The sequence below is a fragment of the Microbacterium sp. ZOR0019 genome (genome assembly GCF_000800925.1).
Classification (GTDB): Bacteria; Actinomycetota; Actinomycetes; order Actinomycetales; family Microbacteriaceae; genus Microbacterium; species Microbacterium aurugineum.
This window is the reverse complement of record NZ_JRKC01000059.1, coordinates 1-16,340: the sequence shown is the minus strand read 5'-3', so window position 1 is coordinate 16,340 and position 16,340 is coordinate 1. Positions and strand designations below refer to the sequence as shown.

Below are 16,340 nucleotides of genomic sequence, written 5' to 3'. Positions count from 1 at the left end.
CATATCCGGCCGGGTGCTCGTCACGGCGTGTCCCGCGACGAACGCCCGGGATCGTCAGCCGATCAAGCTCGGTTGCAGGTCGCGCAGGGTGCGCCGATGGGTCATGCGCGTCACCCCGATCATCGCCAGCAGCAGCGCACCGGCGAGCCAGGCTCCGAGGACCACCAGATCCCACCCGGCGCGTGCGTAGTCTCCGCCGTACATGAGCTGCCTCATCGCGTCGACCACGTAGCCCAGGGGGAGGACGTGATGGAGGGCGGCTAGGGGGCCGGGCAGCGTCTGCCAGGGGAACGTCCCTCCCGCGGTGACCAGCTGCAGCACCATCAGCACCAGGCCGAGGAACTGCCCGACCGACCCGAGCCAGACATTGAGCGCGAGGATGATCGCCGCGAAGGTGGCCGAGGCGAACATCATCACACCGAGGGTGCCGAGCGGGTGGTCGAAGGTGAAGCCGAGGGTGATCGCCAGGATGCCCATGAGCCCGACCATCTGCACGGCGCCCAGCATCGCGGGGGTCAGCCACCCGGCCAGCGTGATGCGGATGGGCGAGTGCAGGGCGGTGATCGCGCGCCGAGAGATCGGCTTCACGATCAGGAACAGTGCGTAGATGCCGATCCAGGCCGAGAGCGCGGCGAAGAACGGTGCGAGGCCGGCGCCGTAGTCCTCCGCGGACGCGACCTTGTCGCTCGACACCTTCACGGGGTCGGCGATCGTGTCGGCCTGCAGTGTCCGCAGCTCCGGTGTGGAGGACGGGATCGCGTCGACACCGGCGGACAGCCCGTCGCGCAGCTCCGTCGTTCCGGATGCGAGCGTCGCGAGCCCGTCCCGCAGTTGGACCGCGCCGGTGTTCGCGGCCGAAGCTCCGGTCGCGACCGTGCCGGCTCCCGATGCGAGATCGGCGGCACCGGACGCCAGGGATGCGGCGCCGTCGGCGAGCTGGTCGACTTTGCCGACCGCGCTCTGCACCTGCGCGTTGCCCTCCTCCAGGCGGGAGCCCAGCGGGTCGAGCGTGGCCAGGACCTGGTCGATCTCCTCCGGGGTGAGACCCCGCTCCGTCAGGGCGTTCGCGATGTCGGTGCGCACCTGCGGGAGGGCGTTGGTCGCCTGCTGGACTGCCGCGCCGGCACGGTCGGCGACGTCCGCCAACTGGCGGTTCCCCGCGCTGACCTGCTGTGCGCCGCTCGCGAGTGTCTGCGCTCCTGCCGCGAGCTGAGCGGTGCCGTCCGCGAGTTTGGCGGTGCCGTCTGCGAGCGTGGAGCTCCCCGTCGCGGCCGTCCCCGCGCCGTCCGCGAGCTGCGTGGCCCCCTCCGTCGCGGTGACGAGGTTGTCACGCACGTCGCTGAGCCCGGTGAGCAGTCGCTCGGCCGCCTGGCTCCCGACCATCTCAGCCACCGAGCTGCGGATCTTCTCGACGGCCTGGGTACCCATCGACGAGGCGAGATAGTTGTTCGCGTCGTTGGTCTCGAGGACGATCCGTGCTTGGTGGGGGTCCGTGCTGGCGGCGGAGGTCAGCGCGGTGGAGAAGTCCGCCGGAATGGTCACGGTGAAGTCGACGGCACCCGTCCGCAGTGCCTCGGAGGCGTCGTCCGCCGTCATCCGCTGCCAGTCGAAGGCGTTGCCCTCGAGGAGGTTCTCGGCCACATCCTCGCCGTAGTTCACATCTTCGCCGGTCGCCGGCTCGGTGCCGCTGGTGGGGGCGGGCGCACCGTCGTCGTCGACGACCAGAGCGACGGGAACCTCGGGGAACTTGGCATACGGGTCCTGGTTCGCCCAAAGGTAGAGGCCGCCGTAGAGGATCGGCACGCAGATCAGCGCGACCAGGGCGAGGATCCCCATCCTGCTCGCAGTCAGTCGCCGCAGCTCGGCGGCGATCATGGCGGGAACCTTCATCGCCCACCTCCGTTCTCTGAGGGGTCCTCGCGCAGGGGAAGCGGGGTGTCCGCGTCATGGTTCGTGGCGTCCGCCGCATGGTTCGTGGCGTCGGCCGACACGCCAAATGCAGGACCTTCTGCCCCGTCCGGTCCGACATCTGGTGTGTCGGCCACCAGTCCGGGCTCGGGGTCGGGTTCGGGTTCGGGCTCGGGTTCGGGTTCGGGGTCGGGGCCGGGCGCGGGTGTGGGTGCGGGTGTGGGAAGTGGCTCGACGGGGCCGGAGGCGTTGATCGCCTCGAACTCGTGCATCCGCTCCAGAGCGACCGCTGCCGAGCCGCCGACGATCACGAGCATCGCGTAGCCACGGTCGGCGAACTCCCCGGCGATGCGCCACCAGCCGTCCGGACGTCCGCCGTGCCGGTCGGGGGAGACGAGGACCAGACCTTCGACGCCTTCGCGCAGCACGGCGAGTTCGCACAGGATGCGTACGCGGGCGGCAGGATCGATGTTCCCGATCGGGACCGAGGCGAGTTCACTGAATCCCAACCGGGCGAGCCAGCGCCGTGCGTGCAGTGGTGTGGCGCCGACGCCGGCGAACATGAGCTCTTCGCCCACGACGCCGGCGAGCGTGATGTCGGGATGCGGATCGCTGACATCCGGGGCATCGACCAGCGCGAGGTGCCGGCGCAGCGCCTTCGGGTCGGTTGTACCGTCGATGCTCACCCGTCCGGTGTCGGGGCGCATGCGGCCGCTCGCGATCAGTCCGAGCACGGTCGGACGCTGTTCGGTCTCGGCGAGGGCGAAGCGAACGGCACCGGTGTGGAATTCCAACGACGTCGCCGGAAGGGCCTGACCGCCGCGTCCTTTGCTCACGTCCTGCAGGGCGATCTTCATGCGCGGGCCGTCCGATCTGCGGGTGCGGTGGCGTCGATGTCGGGGTGAGCGGTGAGGAGGTCATCGATCTCACGCCAGGAGAGCCCGGCAATGCTCAGCACGGTGCGTACGGCGACGTCGGCCGCGTCGGAGCTGGTGGCATCCGTGCGCGAGACGACGGTGCGGGCCATCTCCTCGATCAAGCGTGCGAGCGTGGGCGCAGCGAGGTCCGTGCGGAAGCTCCCGTCCTCCTGGCCGCGGTGCACGAGGTCGGCGACGGTGCGACGCAGGGGTGCGAGTGCCGCCGCGGTGTGTTCCACATGCGTCTCATCGAGCGCGAGTGCCGCGGCGAGGTGCACGTGCGCCGCCTCGTGCCAGAGCCGCGCGGCGAGGCGGGCGAGGGTGATTCGGGCATCCTCGTCATCGATCGAGGCGGCGATCGCGTTGAATCGTTGTGCTCCGGTCGAGATGAGCTCGCGGATCAGGGCGTCGCGATCGTCGAAGTGCCCGTAGAGCGTGCGACGGGAGAGGCCCGCGGTGCGTGCGATGACATCGATCGAGGCATACGGGTCGACCGCCAGGGTCGACCGTGCGGCGGCGAGGATGACGGCGCGATTCTCGACGGCGTCGCGACGGGGTGCACGGGTTGTCATCGGTCCAGGATACGATCATGCACAGTAGTGTGCAAGATAGAGGGTGGATTCGAAGTCGGCTCTCAGGATCCCCGCCCCGCGGGCATGGCTCGGCCCCGCATGCATGGCTCGGCCCGGCAGGCATGGCTCGTCCCACATGCATGACTGTTCCCCGGATGCATGAGCGATCCGGATAGACCGGTCATGCATTCGTCGCCGGATCATGCAGGTGCGAGGCAAACCCGCGTGCGGCGCAGACCCGCGTGCGGCGCAGACCCGCATGCGTCTGGGCCCCGCGTCAGGTGGCGCTCGGGATCAGTCGGTGCCGGAGTCGAAGGCCGCACCCTCGGAGGCGGAGTCGACGGCATCCGCCAGGGTCTCATCGGCCTCGGAGATCGATCCGTGGACCGACTCGGTGATCTCGCTCGACTCGCCGGCCGTCACGCGACCCACGAGCTCGCCGGTCGCGCCCCCCACGAGGCCGAGTCCCGCGTACTGCTCCAGACGTGCGCGCGAATCGGCGATGTCGAGGTTGCGCATGGTGAGCTGGCCGATGCGGTCGACCGGTCCGAATGCGGCATCGCCGACCCGCTCCATCGACAGCTTCTCCGGACCGTAGGAGAGGTTCGGGGAGACGGTGTCGAGGATGGTCCAGTCGTCTCCGCGGCGCAGACGGATCGTCACGGTGCCCGAGATGGTGAGGCCGACCCAGCGCTGGATCGACTCGCGCAGCATGAGCGACTGCGGCTCCAACCAGCGGCCCTCGTACATGAGGCGACCGAGGCGGCGGCCCTGCTCGTGGTAGGTGGCGAGCGTGTCCTCGTTCAGGATGCCGTTGACCAGGCGCTCGTAGGCGATGAACAGCAGCGACATGCCCGGGGCCTCGTAGATGCCGCGGGACTTGGCCTCGATGATGCGGTTCTCGATCTGGTCGCTCATGCCGAGGCCGTGGCGTCCGCCGATGGTGTTCGCCTCCATGACGAGGGCGACCGGGTCGCTGTACTCGACGCCGTTGATCGCGACCGGACGGCCGGACTCGAAGGTGACGGTGACGTCTTCGGTCTCGATCGCGACGGCGGGGTCCCAGAACTTCACGCCCATGATCGGGTCGACGGTCTCGAGCGAGACGTCCAGGTGCTCGAGCGTCTTCGCCTCGTGCGTCGCGCCCCAGATGTTGGCGTCGGTCGAGTAGGCCTTCTCCGCGGAGTCGCGGTACGGGAAGTCGCGCGCGACCAGCCAGTCGCTCATCTCCTTGCGCCCGCCCAGCTCGGTGACGAAGTCGGCGTCGAGCCACGGCTTGTAGATGCGCAGACGCGGGTTGGCGAGCAGGCCGTAGCGGTAGAACCGCTCGATGTCGTTGCCCTTGTAGGTGGAGCCATCGCCCCAGATGTCGACGCCGTCCTCCTTCATGGCGCGCACCAGCATGGTGCCGGTGACGGCGCGACCGAGAGGCGTCGTGTTGAAGTAGGTCTTGCCGCCGGAGCGGATGTGGAACGCGCCGCAGGAGAGGGCCACGAAGCCCTCTTCGACCAGGGCGGTCTTGCAGTCGATCAGGCGCGAGGCCTCCGCGCCGTACTCCAGCGCGCGGCCGGGGATCGATTCGATGTCGTCTTCGTCGTACTGGCCGAGGTCGCCCGTGTACGTGAAGGGCACGGCGCCCTTCTCGCGCATCCACGCGACGGCGACGGAGGTGTCGAGTCCTCCGGAGAAGGCGATGCCGACGCGCTCGCCGACGGGCAGGGACTGGAGGACCTTGGACATGGCTCCCAGTCTATCCGCGGGCGGCGTGTCGCCCTGTCCCGCATGACGGTGGGGATGCCGCCCTCAGGCGAGGAGGACCTCCACCCGGAGCGCGGCATACGTGCCCAGGGCGCGACGGTCGCACGTGAGTAGTGGGACGGCGGAATCCCGTGCGGCCAGGCCCACGAGTCCGTCGTACACCGAGCCCCCTGTGATGCCCGCCTCGGCGAAGGTGGTGATCGCAGCCGCCGCCGTCGTCGGCGAAAGCGGTGCGGAGGCGGGGAACGACCGGTCGATGATCTCCTGCGCGCGACCGGGGCTGACGCGCGCGGCGCCCGGCAGGCGCGTCAGCACCGAGTACGTCTCGGCGGCCGCATGCCCGGCGAGCCCGATGACGCGACCGTGGGTGAGGTCGAGCATCCGTTCGTGTGCCGGGTGCCGGTCGTGGACCAGCGCGATCGCGGCACTGGTGTCGAGGAGGAGATCAGCGCTGATCGGCAAGTCGGAGCTCCCGGATCTCGTCCACGGTGAGTGTCGGGCCGCCTGTGATGACGAGACGACCATCCTTCTCGATGACGTTGTCCGGAGCGTCGATCTCGATCCGGATGGCGTTGCCGTCGAGGATGAGATCGACCGGGCCGGGGATCAATCCGACGCGCTCACGGAGCGCGGCCGGGATCACGATCCGTCCTGCCTTGTCCATGGTTGCTCTCATGCCATGACAGTACCATTCGAATGGGGGCAGACGAGTGCTTCATATCGGCGACGGACGCGCAGGCAGCGTCGATACAGTGCTCGCATGCAGAGAGCGCGGTTCCGTGGACTGTGGTGGTTCGTCGCAGGAGGCGTGATCCTCGCAGTGCTTCTCGTCGTGGCGTTTCAGAGCTTCCGCGGATCGACGCTCGCGCGGCAGGACATGGGCGCTCATCTGACTTTCCCCGCGACGCATCACGGCTTCGAAGAGGCCCCGGAACACACCGGATTCACTCTCCATGAAGACGGCGTCGCTGAGGTGTCGGCGCTGATGCTGGGGTCGGACGAGCGGACGCTCGATGACGGGCGCGTGTGTCTCGACGGAGACGTGATCCCGGTCGCGGGGAAGGCGAGGTGGCGGACGGACGATGCAGGCGGGGTCATCATCGAGGCGGGCGAGCGGCACACGCGCTTCCAGCAGGACGATCCGTTGCTCATGGGCGGGGGCTGGGGAAAGGTGTACGTCCTGACTCCGTGCACCGAGGAATACACCGCGACGTTCGTCACCCCGAACGCGAACTACTCCGACTGAGCGACGTCCTCGGCCTCTGGAGGCGAAAACGGAGGAGTGGCGGGCGCGGGGCGGCGTGTCGAGGCGCGACTCGCCGACGGACGCACGACACGTCTCCGTTCTGGCCGAAGTCGGAGCGGCGGGGAGGCCCCCGGAGGTGGAAGAGTGGCCGACGGAGGTCGGACATGGCGGACATGGGTGGAGCAATCCTGTGGGGTGCGGTCGCGGCGGCACCGCTGTTCATCGGTGCGGTGCTCGCGCTGCTCCGGAAGTGGCCGCCGCGGTGGCTCGGTATCGTCCTGGGCTTCGGCGCGGGCGCGCTGATGGCGTCGATCGCGTTCGAGCTCTGGGAAGAGGGGCTGGATCTCGCCGGCCCCATCCCCCTGGTGATCGGAGTCGCGGCCGGAGCGATCAGCTACTACATCGCCGATCGCATCCTCGACGCCCGTGCCGCGAAGACCAAGGCCGAGGCGGGCGGCGGCCAGCTCGCGGTCGGAGCGCTGCTCGACGGCATCCCGGAGCAGCTCGTGCTCGGGATCGGTCTCGCCTCGGGGGAGCCGGTCAGCATCGCGCTCGTGGTCGCCATCCTGGTGTCGAACCTTCCCGAATCGATCGGCTCGGCCGCTGACCTGCTCGAGGGCGGGATGGCGAAGTCCCGGGTGCTCCTGCTGTGGGCGGGCGTCGCCGTGATCTGCGCGCTCGCGACGGTTGCCGGATTCGGGCTGGCGAGCCTGACCGGGGATGACTTCCGCTCGGCGGCGAGCGGCTTCGCGGCCGGTGCGCTGTTGGTGATGCTCGTGGATTCGATGATCCCCGAGGCGCAGTCGAAGGCGAAGGAGTCCACGGGCCTCGCGACCGTGCTGGGGTTCGCGCTCGCCGCAGGGCTGGCTCTGGCGAGCTGACGACGCGCGGCGAACACCCCGCCGCCGATGATCAGGTCGCTCCGTGCTCCTGGTCTCGACGGACGATGCGCCCTGTGATGTGCTCGATGTGGAACGCCAGGGGGAGGTCCCGTTCGCTCCCGGCCCACGGGGTCACGCGAGCCCCGGCGCCGGCCGCCTTCTCCTCGGGCACCCGGGACAGCGGCCCGTGCATCAGGACACTCCAGGCGGTGCTGCCGAGGGGGTCGTGATAGTCCACCTCGAACGAGACGTCCGCCGGCTCGTGCGTCAGCTCGGCCAGCAGTCCCTCGGGCGCGGTGCGGAGGAGCAGGTCGTGGCCGGAGACGACGTAGTTCACGGGCAGGATCTGCACGCGGCCGTCGTGCACGAAACCGATGCGGCCGATCGTGGTGGTGCGCAGCAACTCGGCGGACTGCTGTTCATCGAGTACTCGGATCATCCGCGCCTTCCTTTCCCTGTGGCGCCAGGCTATCCACGGCGGGAAGCGTGTTCAAGGGACACCTCCACCGGGGCCGGGAGGTACCCGCCACCCGGCGGACGGAATGCGTCGGATCGGCCTCGGGTGGCGGGTTATCCTCGGGTGTCGCGTGCGCGAGTCTGGCGAGACGCCGCCGCGACGGCGGCCGAGGACAAAGGAGTTCTGATGACGGACACGACCCTGGCACGACCGCCCTTCGATCCCGAGCTCGAAGCCGCGCTCGCCCTCGTCGGCGACCAGCTGCCACCCACGCTGACGCCCGAGATGATCCCGCTGCTCCGGCAGTCGCCCGTGAGCGGGGATGAGGAGATCTTCGCGGCGCTCGCGGAGCGGGGCTTCACGCGGCGGGACGTCACGATCGCCGGACACGAGGGCGATGACATCGTCGTCTCCGTGATCGAGAAGGAAGGCCGCACGGGCACCGGCCCCGGGTTCTTCCACACGCACGGCGGTGGCATGATCATCGGCAACCGCTGGCTCGGCGTGGTCGGATTCCTCGACTGGGCGGAGCGATTCAACGGAGTCATCGTCACGGTCGAATACCGACTCGCTCCGGAGTTCCCCGACCCCTATCCCGTCGAGGACTGCTACGCGGGGCTGCGGTGGACCGCGGAGCACGCCGACGAGCTCGGCATCGACACGTCGCGGCTGCTGATCGGCGGCGGCAGCGCCGGGGGCGGGCTGGCGGCGGGCACCGCCCTCCTCGCCCGTGACCGGAAGGGTCCTGAGCTGATCGGTCAGCTGCTCATCTACCCGATGCTCGACGATCGTGATGCGTCGGTGTCGACGCATCAGATCGATGGGATCGGCGTCTGGGACCGCGGCTCGAACGTCACCGGATGGTCGGCGCTCCTCGGCGACCGCAAGGGCACGGACGACGTGTCGATCTATGCGGCACCCGCCCGCGCCACCGACCTCTCCGGCCTCCCGCCCGCGTTCATCGACTGCGGCAGCGCCGAGGTGTTCCGCGACGAGGACGTCGCGTACGCCACGAAGCTGTGGGAAGCCGGCGTCCAGGCCGAACTGCACGTCTGGGCCGGAGGGTTCCACGGCTTCGACATGTTCGCCCCGCACGCCGCCGTCGCGCAGGCCATGCTCGCGGCCCGCGACAACTGGGTGAACCGCCTGCTCTCCTGAGTCCGGATTCCGTGCCCGGACCCCTCCCGTCGCACTCCCTGCCTGTTTCCGGCCCTCGGGGCGGCAGAGAGTGCGACGGGAGCACGGCACGTCGACCCCGTAGGGTGGAATCCCCGCGCGATGGAGCCCGACATGCAAGACCTGCTGGGGCGGCTCACCGCCCTCGACCCGGATGCCAGCGAGACGCTCAAGGTCGTCACGTACTTCGACGCCCTCGTGGCCCGTTCCGTCGGCGTCGAGAGCATGCTGCGGGGTGCCGCGGTGCTCAGCGGCGCGACCGCGGGACACCGCGACGGCCGGCAGATCGTGCGCGTGCGCGCGGACGGGGTGCGCATCGACCCCATCGAGCCGTCGCCCACCTGGCTCATCCGGGAGAGCGGCCCGGACGCCGTCGCCTGGATCGAGCGCGACGGCGAATCCCACACCAACGACGCGATGATCCTGGAACGGCTCGGCCTCGCGCTCGGCATCATCCGGGCTCGTCGCGCGGTGGGACCGGAGAGCGCCGTCGAACTGGCGATCAGCTCCTACGCCGGCGCCGACGAGAGGGCCGCCGCACTGCCGCGCCTTCGTCTCACCGACGAGACGCTGCGGATGGTCGCCTCTCCTCCTGACCCGGCACCCCTGCCGCAGTATCCGTCCGCCGTGGTCGCCACCCGGCACGGACTCACGCGGGCGACGATCCTGGATGCCTCCACCGAGGCGCGGGACGCCTGGCCCGACGGTGCGCAGCTGCGGCTGGGTCTCGGGGTCGCCGGCACGGGAGAGCAGCTTCCGCGATCGTGGTCTTCCGCTCTGGTGGCGGTCCGGCTCACCGATCCCGCGGAACCGGTCGTCGATGCCGCCGACCTCGGAGTGCTCCTGCTCGTCGCGGAGGCCGCGGACGCCGGCCCCCTCCACCCGGATGCGGCCGCGCTCGCCGCGCTCGACGACCGAAGCCGCGAACTGCTCGACGCCGTCATCGAGGAGCAGAGCGTGCGGGCGGCGGCGGTGCGCCTGGGAAGACACCACTCCAGCGTGCAGGAGCGGATGGCGGCGCTCGTGGTGATTCTTGGCTACGACCCGCGGACCTCCCGCGGACACGCCCGCTACGTGCTCGCCCGGATGCTGCTGACCCTCAGCGCCTGAGGACCCTGCGCCTCGGCTACTCGTAGCCCGGGTAGTCCTGCAGCCGCGTCTCGAACTCCTCGCGATCGGCGTCGCTGAGCACCCCACTCGCGAGCACGAACAACTGAAGGCCCTCGAGTGGCTCCCCGGTGCGGGCCTGCTGCGCCTCGCGTGCCGCGAGGAATCCGCCGTCCTGATCGTTCGAGAGGTCGTGGATGTCGGCGTAGAAGCGCAGCGGATCCGGGTAGTTCTCGGTGTAGTACTCCCACGTGTGCTGCGAGCGGGGGTCGTCGCTGCCGTACAGCTTCGTGATCATCCCGGGGTCGATGCCGGAGATGGCGGGGTCGTTGAACGAGTACAGCTCCCACAGCCCGTGTTCGATGACCACCTCGTTGATGACGGCCATCACCGCGTACTTGCGATCGTCGTCCTGGATGGGCTGTTCGGTGGCCCAGCCCTGCGAGGTGTACTCGACCAGCATCGACTCCCCGCCGTACCCGTTGCGCTCCGGCCGCAGGTCTTCGTCGCCCACCGCGACCCAGGTGTACCCGAACTCATCGGTGAGCCGCGCACGGATGTCGGCGAAGAGCGACTCCGACTGTGCCCGCACGTCTTCCAGGGACTGCTGTGCAAGCGTCTGCTGCGGATCCGTGCCCTTGATCCCGGGGTATGCCTCCGCATGCTTCTGCTCGGCGGACTTCATGCCCTCGTAGTTGCCGGAGGCCGACGTCTGCAGGGCGCTCATGCCGCCGACGGTGGCGACGTTGAACAGGATCGTGACGACCAGGGCGATCGCCCCCGGCAGGCGTCCCCGCGGTGAGAGCAGAGCGGCGATGACCGTGGCGACCACGACGAGCTGAGCGGTCACCATCGTGACGCTGTAGAGGATGTCGGTGCTGCCGGCCAGCAGTGTGCCCAGCAGCGTCAGGGCGAACAGGACCGCCACGGTGAGGGCCGTCCACCCGAGAGCGTTGGCGGGCTTCTTCGGCTCCTCCTCGACGGAGACGGAGACCGCGGCAGGGGGGGAGGGCACGAAGGCCTCGCGGCGTGCGCCGCGGTACCCGCCGGGAGGGGGAACCGGGGGCGCACCTTCGGTCCCCGCGAGGTAGCGGGCCCTCTGCTTCTCGTGATCCATCACCACGGCTTTTCCGTTCCCGACCCGCCGGGATCCTCGCCCAGCTGCTGGTCGCGCTCCTGGGTGCCCTGCTCGAGCTTGTCCTGAAGATCCTGGAGCTTGTCCTCGGACGGCTGTTCGTCCTCGTTCGGCTGCGGGGGCGGGGGCTGCTGCTGATCCTGCTCCTGCTGCTTCTGCTTCAGGCGGTCCTCGGTGCTGTCGAGCGTGTCGGACATGTCGCGCTGAGGATCGGACGACTGCTCCTGAGCCTCCTCGCTGTGACACTCCTCCGGCGTCTCGGCGGTGATCGCCAGGGCTTCACCGTAGAGCTGGGCCGCGGTCGCGCCATCGCCGCCGGCGCGGGCGGCGTCGCCCATGCGCTCGACGACGAGAGCCAGGTTGATCCGCACCCCGCACACTTCGAGCCCGGTGGCCAGGCGGAGCGCCTCTTCGAGCTCCGCCCTCGCCTGCGGCAGCTGTTCGGCCGCTCCGAGCGCCGTGCCGATGTTGAAGGGGGCCTTGTACGGCTCGAACCAGTTGAGGAAGTTCTGTCCGCGCGCCGCCGCCTCCGAGCCTGCGAAGTCGTCGACCACGTAGGCGGTGATCGCCTGGTGCGCGAACGCGTACATGCTCAGCAGCTTGCCCACGAACAACAGCGCGGCGAGAGTGAGCGGAAGGGTGCCGATGGCGACCCATCGACGGACGCGGCGGCGTCGCCGATTCGACCGCAGGAGTGCGGCGGCGGCATCGTTCGACATCGTCACGAGGTGCCTCCCGGTTGCCGGGGGGATTCCCGGGGCGCGCGCAGTCGCCGCAGCTGCGCGATCAGCATCGTGGCGCGGGCGAGCTCGACGCCCAGGATGAGGAGGATGCCGAGCGCCGCGATCCAGTACAGCTCGATGACGTTGCCGACCTCTCCGGACTCGGCGTAGTCGGTCGTCGTCGACGGCGCCTCGGGCAGTACGGCTTCGGCGTCCGCGGTCCGACGCTGGTAGTCCACCCCGAGCTGGTCGGCGATCCTCTCCAGGTTCTCTTCGTCGATCACGGAGAGGGCGTCGGACCCCTGGTATTGGATATAGCCGGTCCCGCTGTCCGAGAGATCGCCCGTGGTGATGCGCATCGGTCCGCCCTCGGGCGTGCCGTAGCCGAAGACGCCGCCCGCATCGGTGTACTTCTCGCTCGCGCTGAACGACTCCGGCGGGGTGTCGACGGTCTGCTCGCCGTCACCGAAGTAGAAGACCATCCGCGACCGGTCGGGGGAGGATTGGGCCGCCGAGGTGAGTGTCTCCGCGAGCAGCGGCGCGGCGATGCCGATCGAACTCCCGCGCGACTGGCTGGTGACCTCGGGGCGCAGCACGTCCAGCGAGCCCAGGAGGGCCGTCGTGTCGGTGGTGAGGGGCATCCGCAACTCCGCGGTGGCATCCGAGGTGATCAGGGCGAAGCGCGCGCCCGGATACTCCTCGACCAGCGCGCGCACGTCGTCGCGGATGCCGTCGAGTCGAGGTTCCCCGTCGCCCCAGTCCTCGGCGACGATGCTCGCCGTGGTGTCGACGACGAGCACGATGTCGGTGTCGGTCGCGAGCGTCTGGGTGGCGCCGCCCGGGATGCCGGGGCGCAGCAGCATCACGACGCAGGCGAGCACCAGCACCAGGCGCATGGCCCACAGGGCGCGGTGTCCGGCGAGGGAGCCCGGTGCGGACGAGGCAGCAGCCGTCGCCTTCGCCGGTCGCACCAGGATCCACACGACCAGGGCGATGATCGGGAGGCAGATCAGGGCGATCAGCAACGGAGCGAGTACGGGATGGAAGATCACAGTCGCACCCTCCACAGCACCACGACGAAGGCGAGGAGGCAGATCGAGAGCAGAGCGATCCAGAGGTCGGGGGTGTCGGTCCAGACCACCTGCGCCTCTCCCCGCAGCTCGGTGGCCTCCTGCTCCTGCACCTGGGTGACGATGTCCGAGACGGTCGTCGTGTCGCGCAGGCCGAATGCGGCGCCACCGGTGGCTTCGGCGGCGGCCGTGAGCTCCGCGCTCACCGCCGCGTCCTTGCCCTGCACCGGGTTCAGGGCGAACACGCGTACGCCCTTCGACGCCGCGTAGGCAGCCGCCTCGTCGAGTGTGACGATCGAGGCGCCGTTGATCTCGTTGTCAGTGGCGAAGATCACCGAACGCGAGCGGTCGTCGTCCGGGTGGTCGAAGCCCATCGTGCAGGCGGCGAGGCCGTCGCCGATCAGCGAGGCGCCGTCGCCGTTGAGTGTGCCGAGCCAGTGCTCCGGGACCTGGTCGCCGTAGTCGAAGCTCCGGGTCATGCTCTCGAGGTGCTCGCGGATGAAGTCGTAGTCGTCGGTGAGCGGGAAGATCTGCACCGGTGAGCTGTTGAAGATCGTCAGCCCGATCCGCTCACCTTCGAAGCCGTCCAGCAGCTCGTCGAACACGGTCAGCACTTCGACGTCGACCTCGGTCATGGATCCGGAGACATCGAGGCACAGCATGATGTCGCGGCTCGTGTTTATCGGTTGGACGGTCTGCGCCGACATCGGTCGGGCGGACACCACCCCCGCCACGAGCGCCGTGACCGCGCCCAGGGCGAGGATGCCCGAGAGCGCCACCGCCCGCCGCGCCAGCGCCTGACGGAAGGTGGGCAGCGTGCGGAGCCGTTCGGCGCGGGCGATCCGGGCCGTGTCCGCCGCGCGACCACGGCTGCTCCGGCGCAGACCGAGGACGAGGCCGAGCGCCACCGCGATCAGCACGACCGCCGCGGCGGCGAAAAGCACCCAGGGATTCGCTAGTGCCATGAGCGCACCACCGTCCGGGCGGCTTCGGCACCGGCGACCGGATCGATCGCGGGTCCCTGCCGGAAGATGCTCGGGTAGTAGTGCCTGCCCATCGCATCGATGAGCGCGGGATGGACGCCCCGTGCCACGAGGTCATCGAGCGCGAGGACGGGAGCCTCCAAGCCGCTGTACTCGTTGACGAACGTCCGCACGACGCGGCTGAGCTCGAGGTTCGCCTGGCGCGGGGAGAGGCGGCGCTCGCGGTAGTCGGTCTCGATCTGCTGGATGCGCGTCAGGTACTCGGTGCGCAGCTGCGAGAGCACGTCGACGATCAGCGGTGCCTGTCCGGCATTCTGCTCGCCGACGGACAGGGTGCGCCGGGGGCGCGTGAGGAGGATCAGGAGCCAGGCCGCCGCGATCAGCAGGAGCAGGATGCCGATCGCGAGCAGCATCCATCCCCAGCCGTACTGTGCGGGCGGGTAGAGCTCGTCAGAGCCGGGCATTCGACCTCCGATTCAGCAGCTGCAGGAGCTGCGTGACGGCGTCGTCCTGTCCGTCCAGAGAGGCGTGGCTGATCTCCATCCGCGTGAGGAGTTCGGCGAGGTGCGCGGCGTCGGCGTCGCGCTGTGCGGTCAGCTCTCGCACGATGCCACGGTCGCCCTGCACGAAGTCCGGCACCTGCCAGCGGCTGTCCACGTCGCTGCGGATCCGCCCGGTCGCGTGGTCGAGCACGGGGTCGGCGTCGCGCAGGGTGAGCCACAGGACGTCGTGCTGCACGCGCAGGCGCCGCAGCATCCGCTCGGTCTCGCTCGTCACGGGGGCCTCATCGGTGACGACGACCACGATCATCCGGCGCGAGATCGTGCGCGTGATGAACGACAGCAGTGCATCCCGGTCGCTCGGTGCGGAGCTCTCGTCGATCGCGCGGTCGATCGTGCGCAGGGCATGTTCGAGCGCCCCCTCGCTGCGGCCCGGCGCGAGCCGACGCACCTTCGCGGAGTCGCCGTAGACCGTGGTGAAATCGTCGCCGTGGCGCAGCGTCAGCACGCCGAGCATCCCCGTGGCGAGGATCGCCAGCTCCTTCTTCGAGCGTTCGTCGGCGGCGAGGGCCGACATCGAGCGGCCGGTGTCGACGGCGAACAGCACGGTGTGCATCCGTGTGGCGCGCGAGCGCTTGACCAGGGGAGTGCCCAGCCGCGCGGTCGCCCGCCAGTCGATGTCGCGCACCTGATCGCCGTACTCGTACTTGCGCAGGTCTTCGAAGTCGAGGCTCCGCCCGTGCAGCAGCGACGCGTAGGCGCCGTCCAGCGCGTGCAGTGACTTGCGCGTCGAGTGGATGAAGAGCTTGCTCTTCACCTGCGTGATCAGGCTGGCCATGAACGGGTCAGGGAGTGGGGACCGACGCGAAGATCTGGTCGATGATCTCCTCGCTGCGGATGCCCTCGGCGTCGGCCTCGAACGTCAGGAGCACGCGGTGGCGGAGCACGAGGTGCCGCAGCTCGCGGATGTCTTCGGGCAGCACGTGCGCGCGCCCCTTGAGCAGAGCCAGTGCCCGCGAAGCCTGCAGGAACGCGATGCTCGCCCGGGGGCTCGCGCCGTACTTGATGAAGCGCGCGCGCTCCTCGCCGATGTACGGCGCCGGGTTCCTGGTGACGTAGGCGATGGACACGATGTAGTTCCGGATCGCGGGGTCGACGTAGATGCGGCTCGCGACGTCCTGCAGCAGGTGCACGTCGTCGAGGCTGACCGTGCTGCTCACGTGGCGGTCGGGGTCGAGCACACCGGAGTCGATGCGGCTGAGGACCTCGAGCTCTTCGGCGGGGCTCGGGTACTCGACGATCTCCTTGAGCAGGAAGCGGTCCATCTGCGCCTCGGGCAGCTCGTACGTGCCCTCCTGCTCGATCGGGTTCTGCGTCGCGATCACGAGGAACGGCTTCGGCAGGTGGTGGACCTCGCCGCCGATGGTCGTCTGGTGCTCCTGCATCGCCTCGAGCATGGCGCTCTGGGTCTTGGCGCTGGAGCGGTTGATCTCGTCGAGCAGCACGAAGTTCGCGTGCACCGGACCGAGCACGGTGCGGAAGGAGCCCGTCGCCGCGTCGTAGATCTGGTTGCCGGTGATGTCGCTGGGGAGCAGGTCGGGCGTGCACTGGATGCGCTTGAACTGCGCTTTCACGGTGTCGGCGAGAGTGCTGGCGGCCGTGGTCTTCGCCAGGCCGGGAACGCTCTCCAGCAGGATGTGACCGCCGGCGATGAGGGAGACGAGGAGGCTCGTGCGCAGCCGATCCTGGCCGACCATCTTGGCGGAGTAGGAGGCGGAGATGATCCGCAGCACCTCGGCGGCTCTCCTGAGCTCGGCGTCGGTCGGCGCGGCCTTCGTCGCTGCGGGTGCGGCAGGGGCGGCGGGCGTGGCAGACGCCGGGGCCGGTGCCGGCGGTGCAGGGGCCTGC

At 69.7% G+C, this 16,340-nt stretch carries 18 protein-coding genes; 4 read left to right on the top strand and 14 right to left on the bottom strand.

Annotation, left to right across the window (positions count from 1 at the left end; all coding sequences use genetic code 11):
* Window positions 1-54: 54 nt before the first annotated feature.
* The 6 genes from L978_RS12525 to L978_RS12500 form a co-directional block, all read right to left on the bottom strand.
* A complete protein-coding gene (locus L978_RS12525; RefSeq protein ID WP_047523442.1) occupies window positions 55-1,890 on the bottom strand; it encodes a YhgE/Pip family protein in 1,836 nt (611 codons plus the stop codon).
* Entirely contained in the window at window positions 1,887-2,765 is an 879-nt protein-coding gene (locus L978_RS12520) for a hypothetical protein (RefSeq protein ID WP_197055660.1), read from the bottom strand. The genes L978_RS12525 and L978_RS12520 overlap by 4 nt, the downstream gene beginning before the upstream one ends.
* On the bottom strand, window positions 2,762-3,397 hold the full coding sequence (locus L978_RS12515) for a TetR/AcrR family transcriptional regulator (RefSeq protein ID WP_047523441.1): 636 nt from the start codon (window positions 3,395-3,397) through the stop codon (window positions 2,762-2,764). The genes L978_RS12520 and L978_RS12515 overlap by 4 nt, the downstream gene beginning before the upstream one ends.
* A 294-nt stretch (window positions 3,398-3,691) precedes the next feature.
* Window positions 3,692-5,137 carry an argininosuccinate synthase gene (gene argG, locus L978_RS12510; RefSeq protein WP_047523439.1) on the bottom strand — a complete coding sequence of 482 codons (1,446 nt, stop codon included), beginning with the start codon at window positions 5,135-5,137 and terminating at the stop codon, window positions 3,692-3,694.
* A gap of 63 nt (window positions 5,138-5,200) precedes the next feature.
* The gene (locus L978_RS12505) at window positions 5,201-5,617 is read right to left on the bottom strand and encodes a PIN domain-containing protein (RefSeq protein ID WP_047523438.1); all 417 of its coding nucleotides are present in this window, start codon (window positions 5,615-5,617) and stop codon (window positions 5,201-5,203) included.
* Complete coding sequence (locus tag L978_RS12500; protein WP_231555058.1) at window positions 5,601-5,831, bottom strand: AbrB/MazE/SpoVT family DNA-binding domain-containing protein; 231 nt, start codon at window positions 5,829-5,831, stop codon at window positions 5,601-5,603. Before L978_RS12500 ends, L978_RS12505 begins: the two co-directional genes overlap by 17 nt.
* A gap of 84 nt (window positions 5,832-5,915) precedes the next feature.
* Here L978_RS12500 and L978_RS12495 point away from each other — a divergent pair, with 84 nt between their 5' ends.
* Together L978_RS12495 and L978_RS12490 are read left to right on the top strand one after the other, a co-directional pair.
* Window positions 5,916-6,401, top strand: coding sequence for a hypothetical protein (locus L978_RS12495; protein ID WP_047523437.1), 486 nt, complete (start codon window positions 5,916-5,918; stop codon window positions 6,399-6,401).
* Window positions 6,402-6,565: 164 nt separating this feature from the next.
* On the top strand, window positions 6,566-7,282 hold the full coding sequence (locus L978_RS12490; protein WP_231555057.1) for a ZIP family metal transporter: 717 nt from the start codon (window positions 6,566-6,568) through the stop codon (window positions 7,280-7,282).
* Between the two features lie 31 nt (window positions 7,283-7,313).
* On the opposite strand, the gene L978_RS18400 is transcribed toward L978_RS12490, so the two are convergent.
* The gene (locus L978_RS18400) at window positions 7,314-7,721 is read right to left on the bottom strand and encodes a pyridoxamine 5'-phosphate oxidase family protein (protein ID WP_052193684.1); all 408 of its coding nucleotides are present in this window, start codon (window positions 7,719-7,721) and stop codon (window positions 7,314-7,316) included.
* Between the two features lie 204 nt (window positions 7,722-7,925).
* Here L978_RS18400 and L978_RS12480 point away from each other — a divergent pair, with 204 nt between their 5' ends.
* Both L978_RS12480 and L978_RS12475 read left to right on the top strand, forming a co-directional pair.
* Window positions 7,926-8,897: an alpha/beta hydrolase gene (locus L978_RS12480; protein WP_047523436.1), complete on the top strand. Its 972-nt coding sequence runs from the start codon at window positions 7,926-7,928 to the stop codon at window positions 8,895-8,897.
* Window positions 8,898-9,029: 132 nt separating this feature from the next.
* On the top strand, window positions 9,030-10,025 hold the full coding sequence (locus tag L978_RS12475) for a hypothetical protein (RefSeq protein WP_231555056.1): 996 nt from the start codon (window positions 9,030-9,032) through the stop codon (window positions 10,023-10,025).
* A gap of 16 nt (window positions 10,026-10,041) precedes the next feature.
* Here L978_RS12475 and L978_RS12470 read toward each other — a convergent pair whose 3' ends face one another.
* Genes L978_RS12470 through L978_RS12440 form a run of 7 tightly spaced genes read right to left on the bottom strand, consistent with a single transcriptional unit; the run spans window position 10,042 to window position 16,225 of the window.
* Window positions 10,042-11,139 carry a hypothetical protein gene (locus tag L978_RS12470; protein WP_047523434.1) on the bottom strand — a complete coding sequence of 366 codons (1,098 nt, stop codon included), beginning with the start codon at window positions 11,137-11,139 and terminating at the stop codon, window positions 10,042-10,044.
* A complete protein-coding gene (locus tag L978_RS12465) occupies window positions 11,139-11,876 on the bottom strand; it encodes a hypothetical protein (protein WP_231555059.1) in 738 nt (245 codons plus the stop codon). The genes L978_RS12470 and L978_RS12465 overlap by 1 nt, the downstream gene beginning before the upstream one ends.
* Window positions 11,877-11,878: 2 nt before the next feature.
* Window positions 11,879-12,931, bottom strand: coding sequence for a vWA domain-containing protein (locus L978_RS12460; RefSeq protein WP_047523432.1), 1,053 nt, complete (start codon window positions 12,929-12,931; stop codon window positions 11,879-11,881).
* Window positions 12,928-13,914, bottom strand: a complete 987-nt coding sequence (locus L978_RS12455; protein WP_047523431.1) for a VWA domain-containing protein — start codon at window positions 13,912-13,914, stop codon at window positions 12,928-12,930. The genes L978_RS12460 and L978_RS12455 overlap by 4 nt, the downstream gene beginning before the upstream one ends.
* On the bottom strand, window positions 13,905-14,396 hold the full coding sequence (locus L978_RS12450; protein WP_047523430.1) for a hypothetical protein: 492 nt from the start codon (window positions 14,394-14,396) through the stop codon (window positions 13,905-13,907). Before L978_RS12450 ends, L978_RS12455 begins: the two co-directional genes overlap by 10 nt.
* Complete coding sequence (locus L978_RS12445) at window positions 14,383-15,270, bottom strand: DUF58 domain-containing protein (RefSeq protein ID WP_047523428.1); 888 nt, start codon at window positions 15,268-15,270, stop codon at window positions 14,383-14,385. The genes L978_RS12450 and L978_RS12445 overlap by 14 nt, the downstream gene beginning before the upstream one ends.
* A 7-nt stretch (window positions 15,271-15,277) precedes the next feature.
* The gene (locus L978_RS12440) at window positions 15,278-16,225 is read right to left on the bottom strand and encodes an AAA family ATPase (RefSeq protein WP_052193692.1); all 948 of its coding nucleotides are present in this window, start codon (window positions 16,223-16,225) and stop codon (window positions 15,278-15,280) included.
* Between the last annotated feature and the right edge of the window lie 115 nt (window positions 16,226-16,340).

Excerpts from the sequence above, each read along its gene's own strand:
- L978_RS12475 (WP_231555056.1), top strand. The coding sequence starts at position 9,030 with ATGCAAGACCTGCTGGGGCGGCTCACCGCCCTCGACCCGGATGCCAGC.
- L978_RS12450 (WP_047523430.1), bottom strand. The coding sequence starts at position 14,396 with ATGCCCGGCTCTGACGAGCTCTACCCGCCCGCACAGTACGGCTGGGGA.
- L978_RS12465 (WP_231555059.1), bottom strand. The coding sequence starts at position 11,876 with ATGTCGAACGATGCCGCCGCCGCACTCCTGCGGTCGAATCGGCGACGC.
- L978_RS12480 (WP_047523436.1), top strand. The coding sequence starts at position 7,926 with ATGACGGACACGACCCTGGCACGACCGCCCTTCGATCCCGAGCTCGAA.
- L978_RS12500 (WP_231555058.1), bottom strand. The coding sequence starts at position 5,831 with ATGAGAGCAACCATGGACAAGGCAGGACGGATCGTGATCCCGGCCGCG.
- L978_RS12470 (WP_047523434.1), bottom strand. The coding sequence starts at position 11,139 with ATGGATCACGAGAAGCAGAGGGCCCGCTACCTCGCGGGGACCGAAGGT.
- L978_RS12525 (WP_047523442.1), bottom strand. The coding sequence starts at position 1,890 with ATGAAGGTTCCCGCCATGATCGCCGCCGAGCTGCGGCGACTGACTGCG.
- L978_RS18400 (WP_052193684.1), bottom strand. The coding sequence starts at position 7,721 with ATGATCCGAGTACTCGATGAACAGCAGTCCGCCGAGTTGCTGCGCACC.
- L978_RS12520 (WP_197055660.1), bottom strand. The coding sequence starts at position 2,765 with ATGAAGATCGCCCTGCAGGACGTGAGCAAAGGACGCGGCGGTCAGGCC.
- L978_RS12445 (WP_047523428.1), bottom strand. The coding sequence starts at position 15,270 with ATGGCCAGCCTGATCACGCAGGTGAAGAGCAAGCTCTTCATCCACTCG.
- L978_RS12515 (WP_047523441.1), bottom strand. The coding sequence starts at position 3,397 with ATGACAACCCGTGCACCCCGTCGCGACGCCGTCGAGAATCGCGCCGTC.
- argG (WP_047523439.1), bottom strand. The coding sequence starts at position 5,137 with ATGTCCAAGGTCCTCCAGTCCCTGCCCGTCGGCGAGCGCGTCGGCATC.
- L978_RS12495 (WP_047523437.1), top strand. The coding sequence starts at position 5,916 with ATGCAGAGAGCGCGGTTCCGTGGACTGTGGTGGTTCGTCGCAGGAGGC.
- L978_RS12455 (WP_047523431.1), bottom strand. The coding sequence starts at position 13,914 with ATGGCACTAGCGAATCCCTGGGTGCTTTTCGCCGCCGCGGCGGTCGTG.
- L978_RS12490 (WP_231555057.1), top strand. The coding sequence starts at position 6,566 with ATGGCGGACATGGGTGGAGCAATCCTGTGGGGTGCGGTCGCGGCGGCA.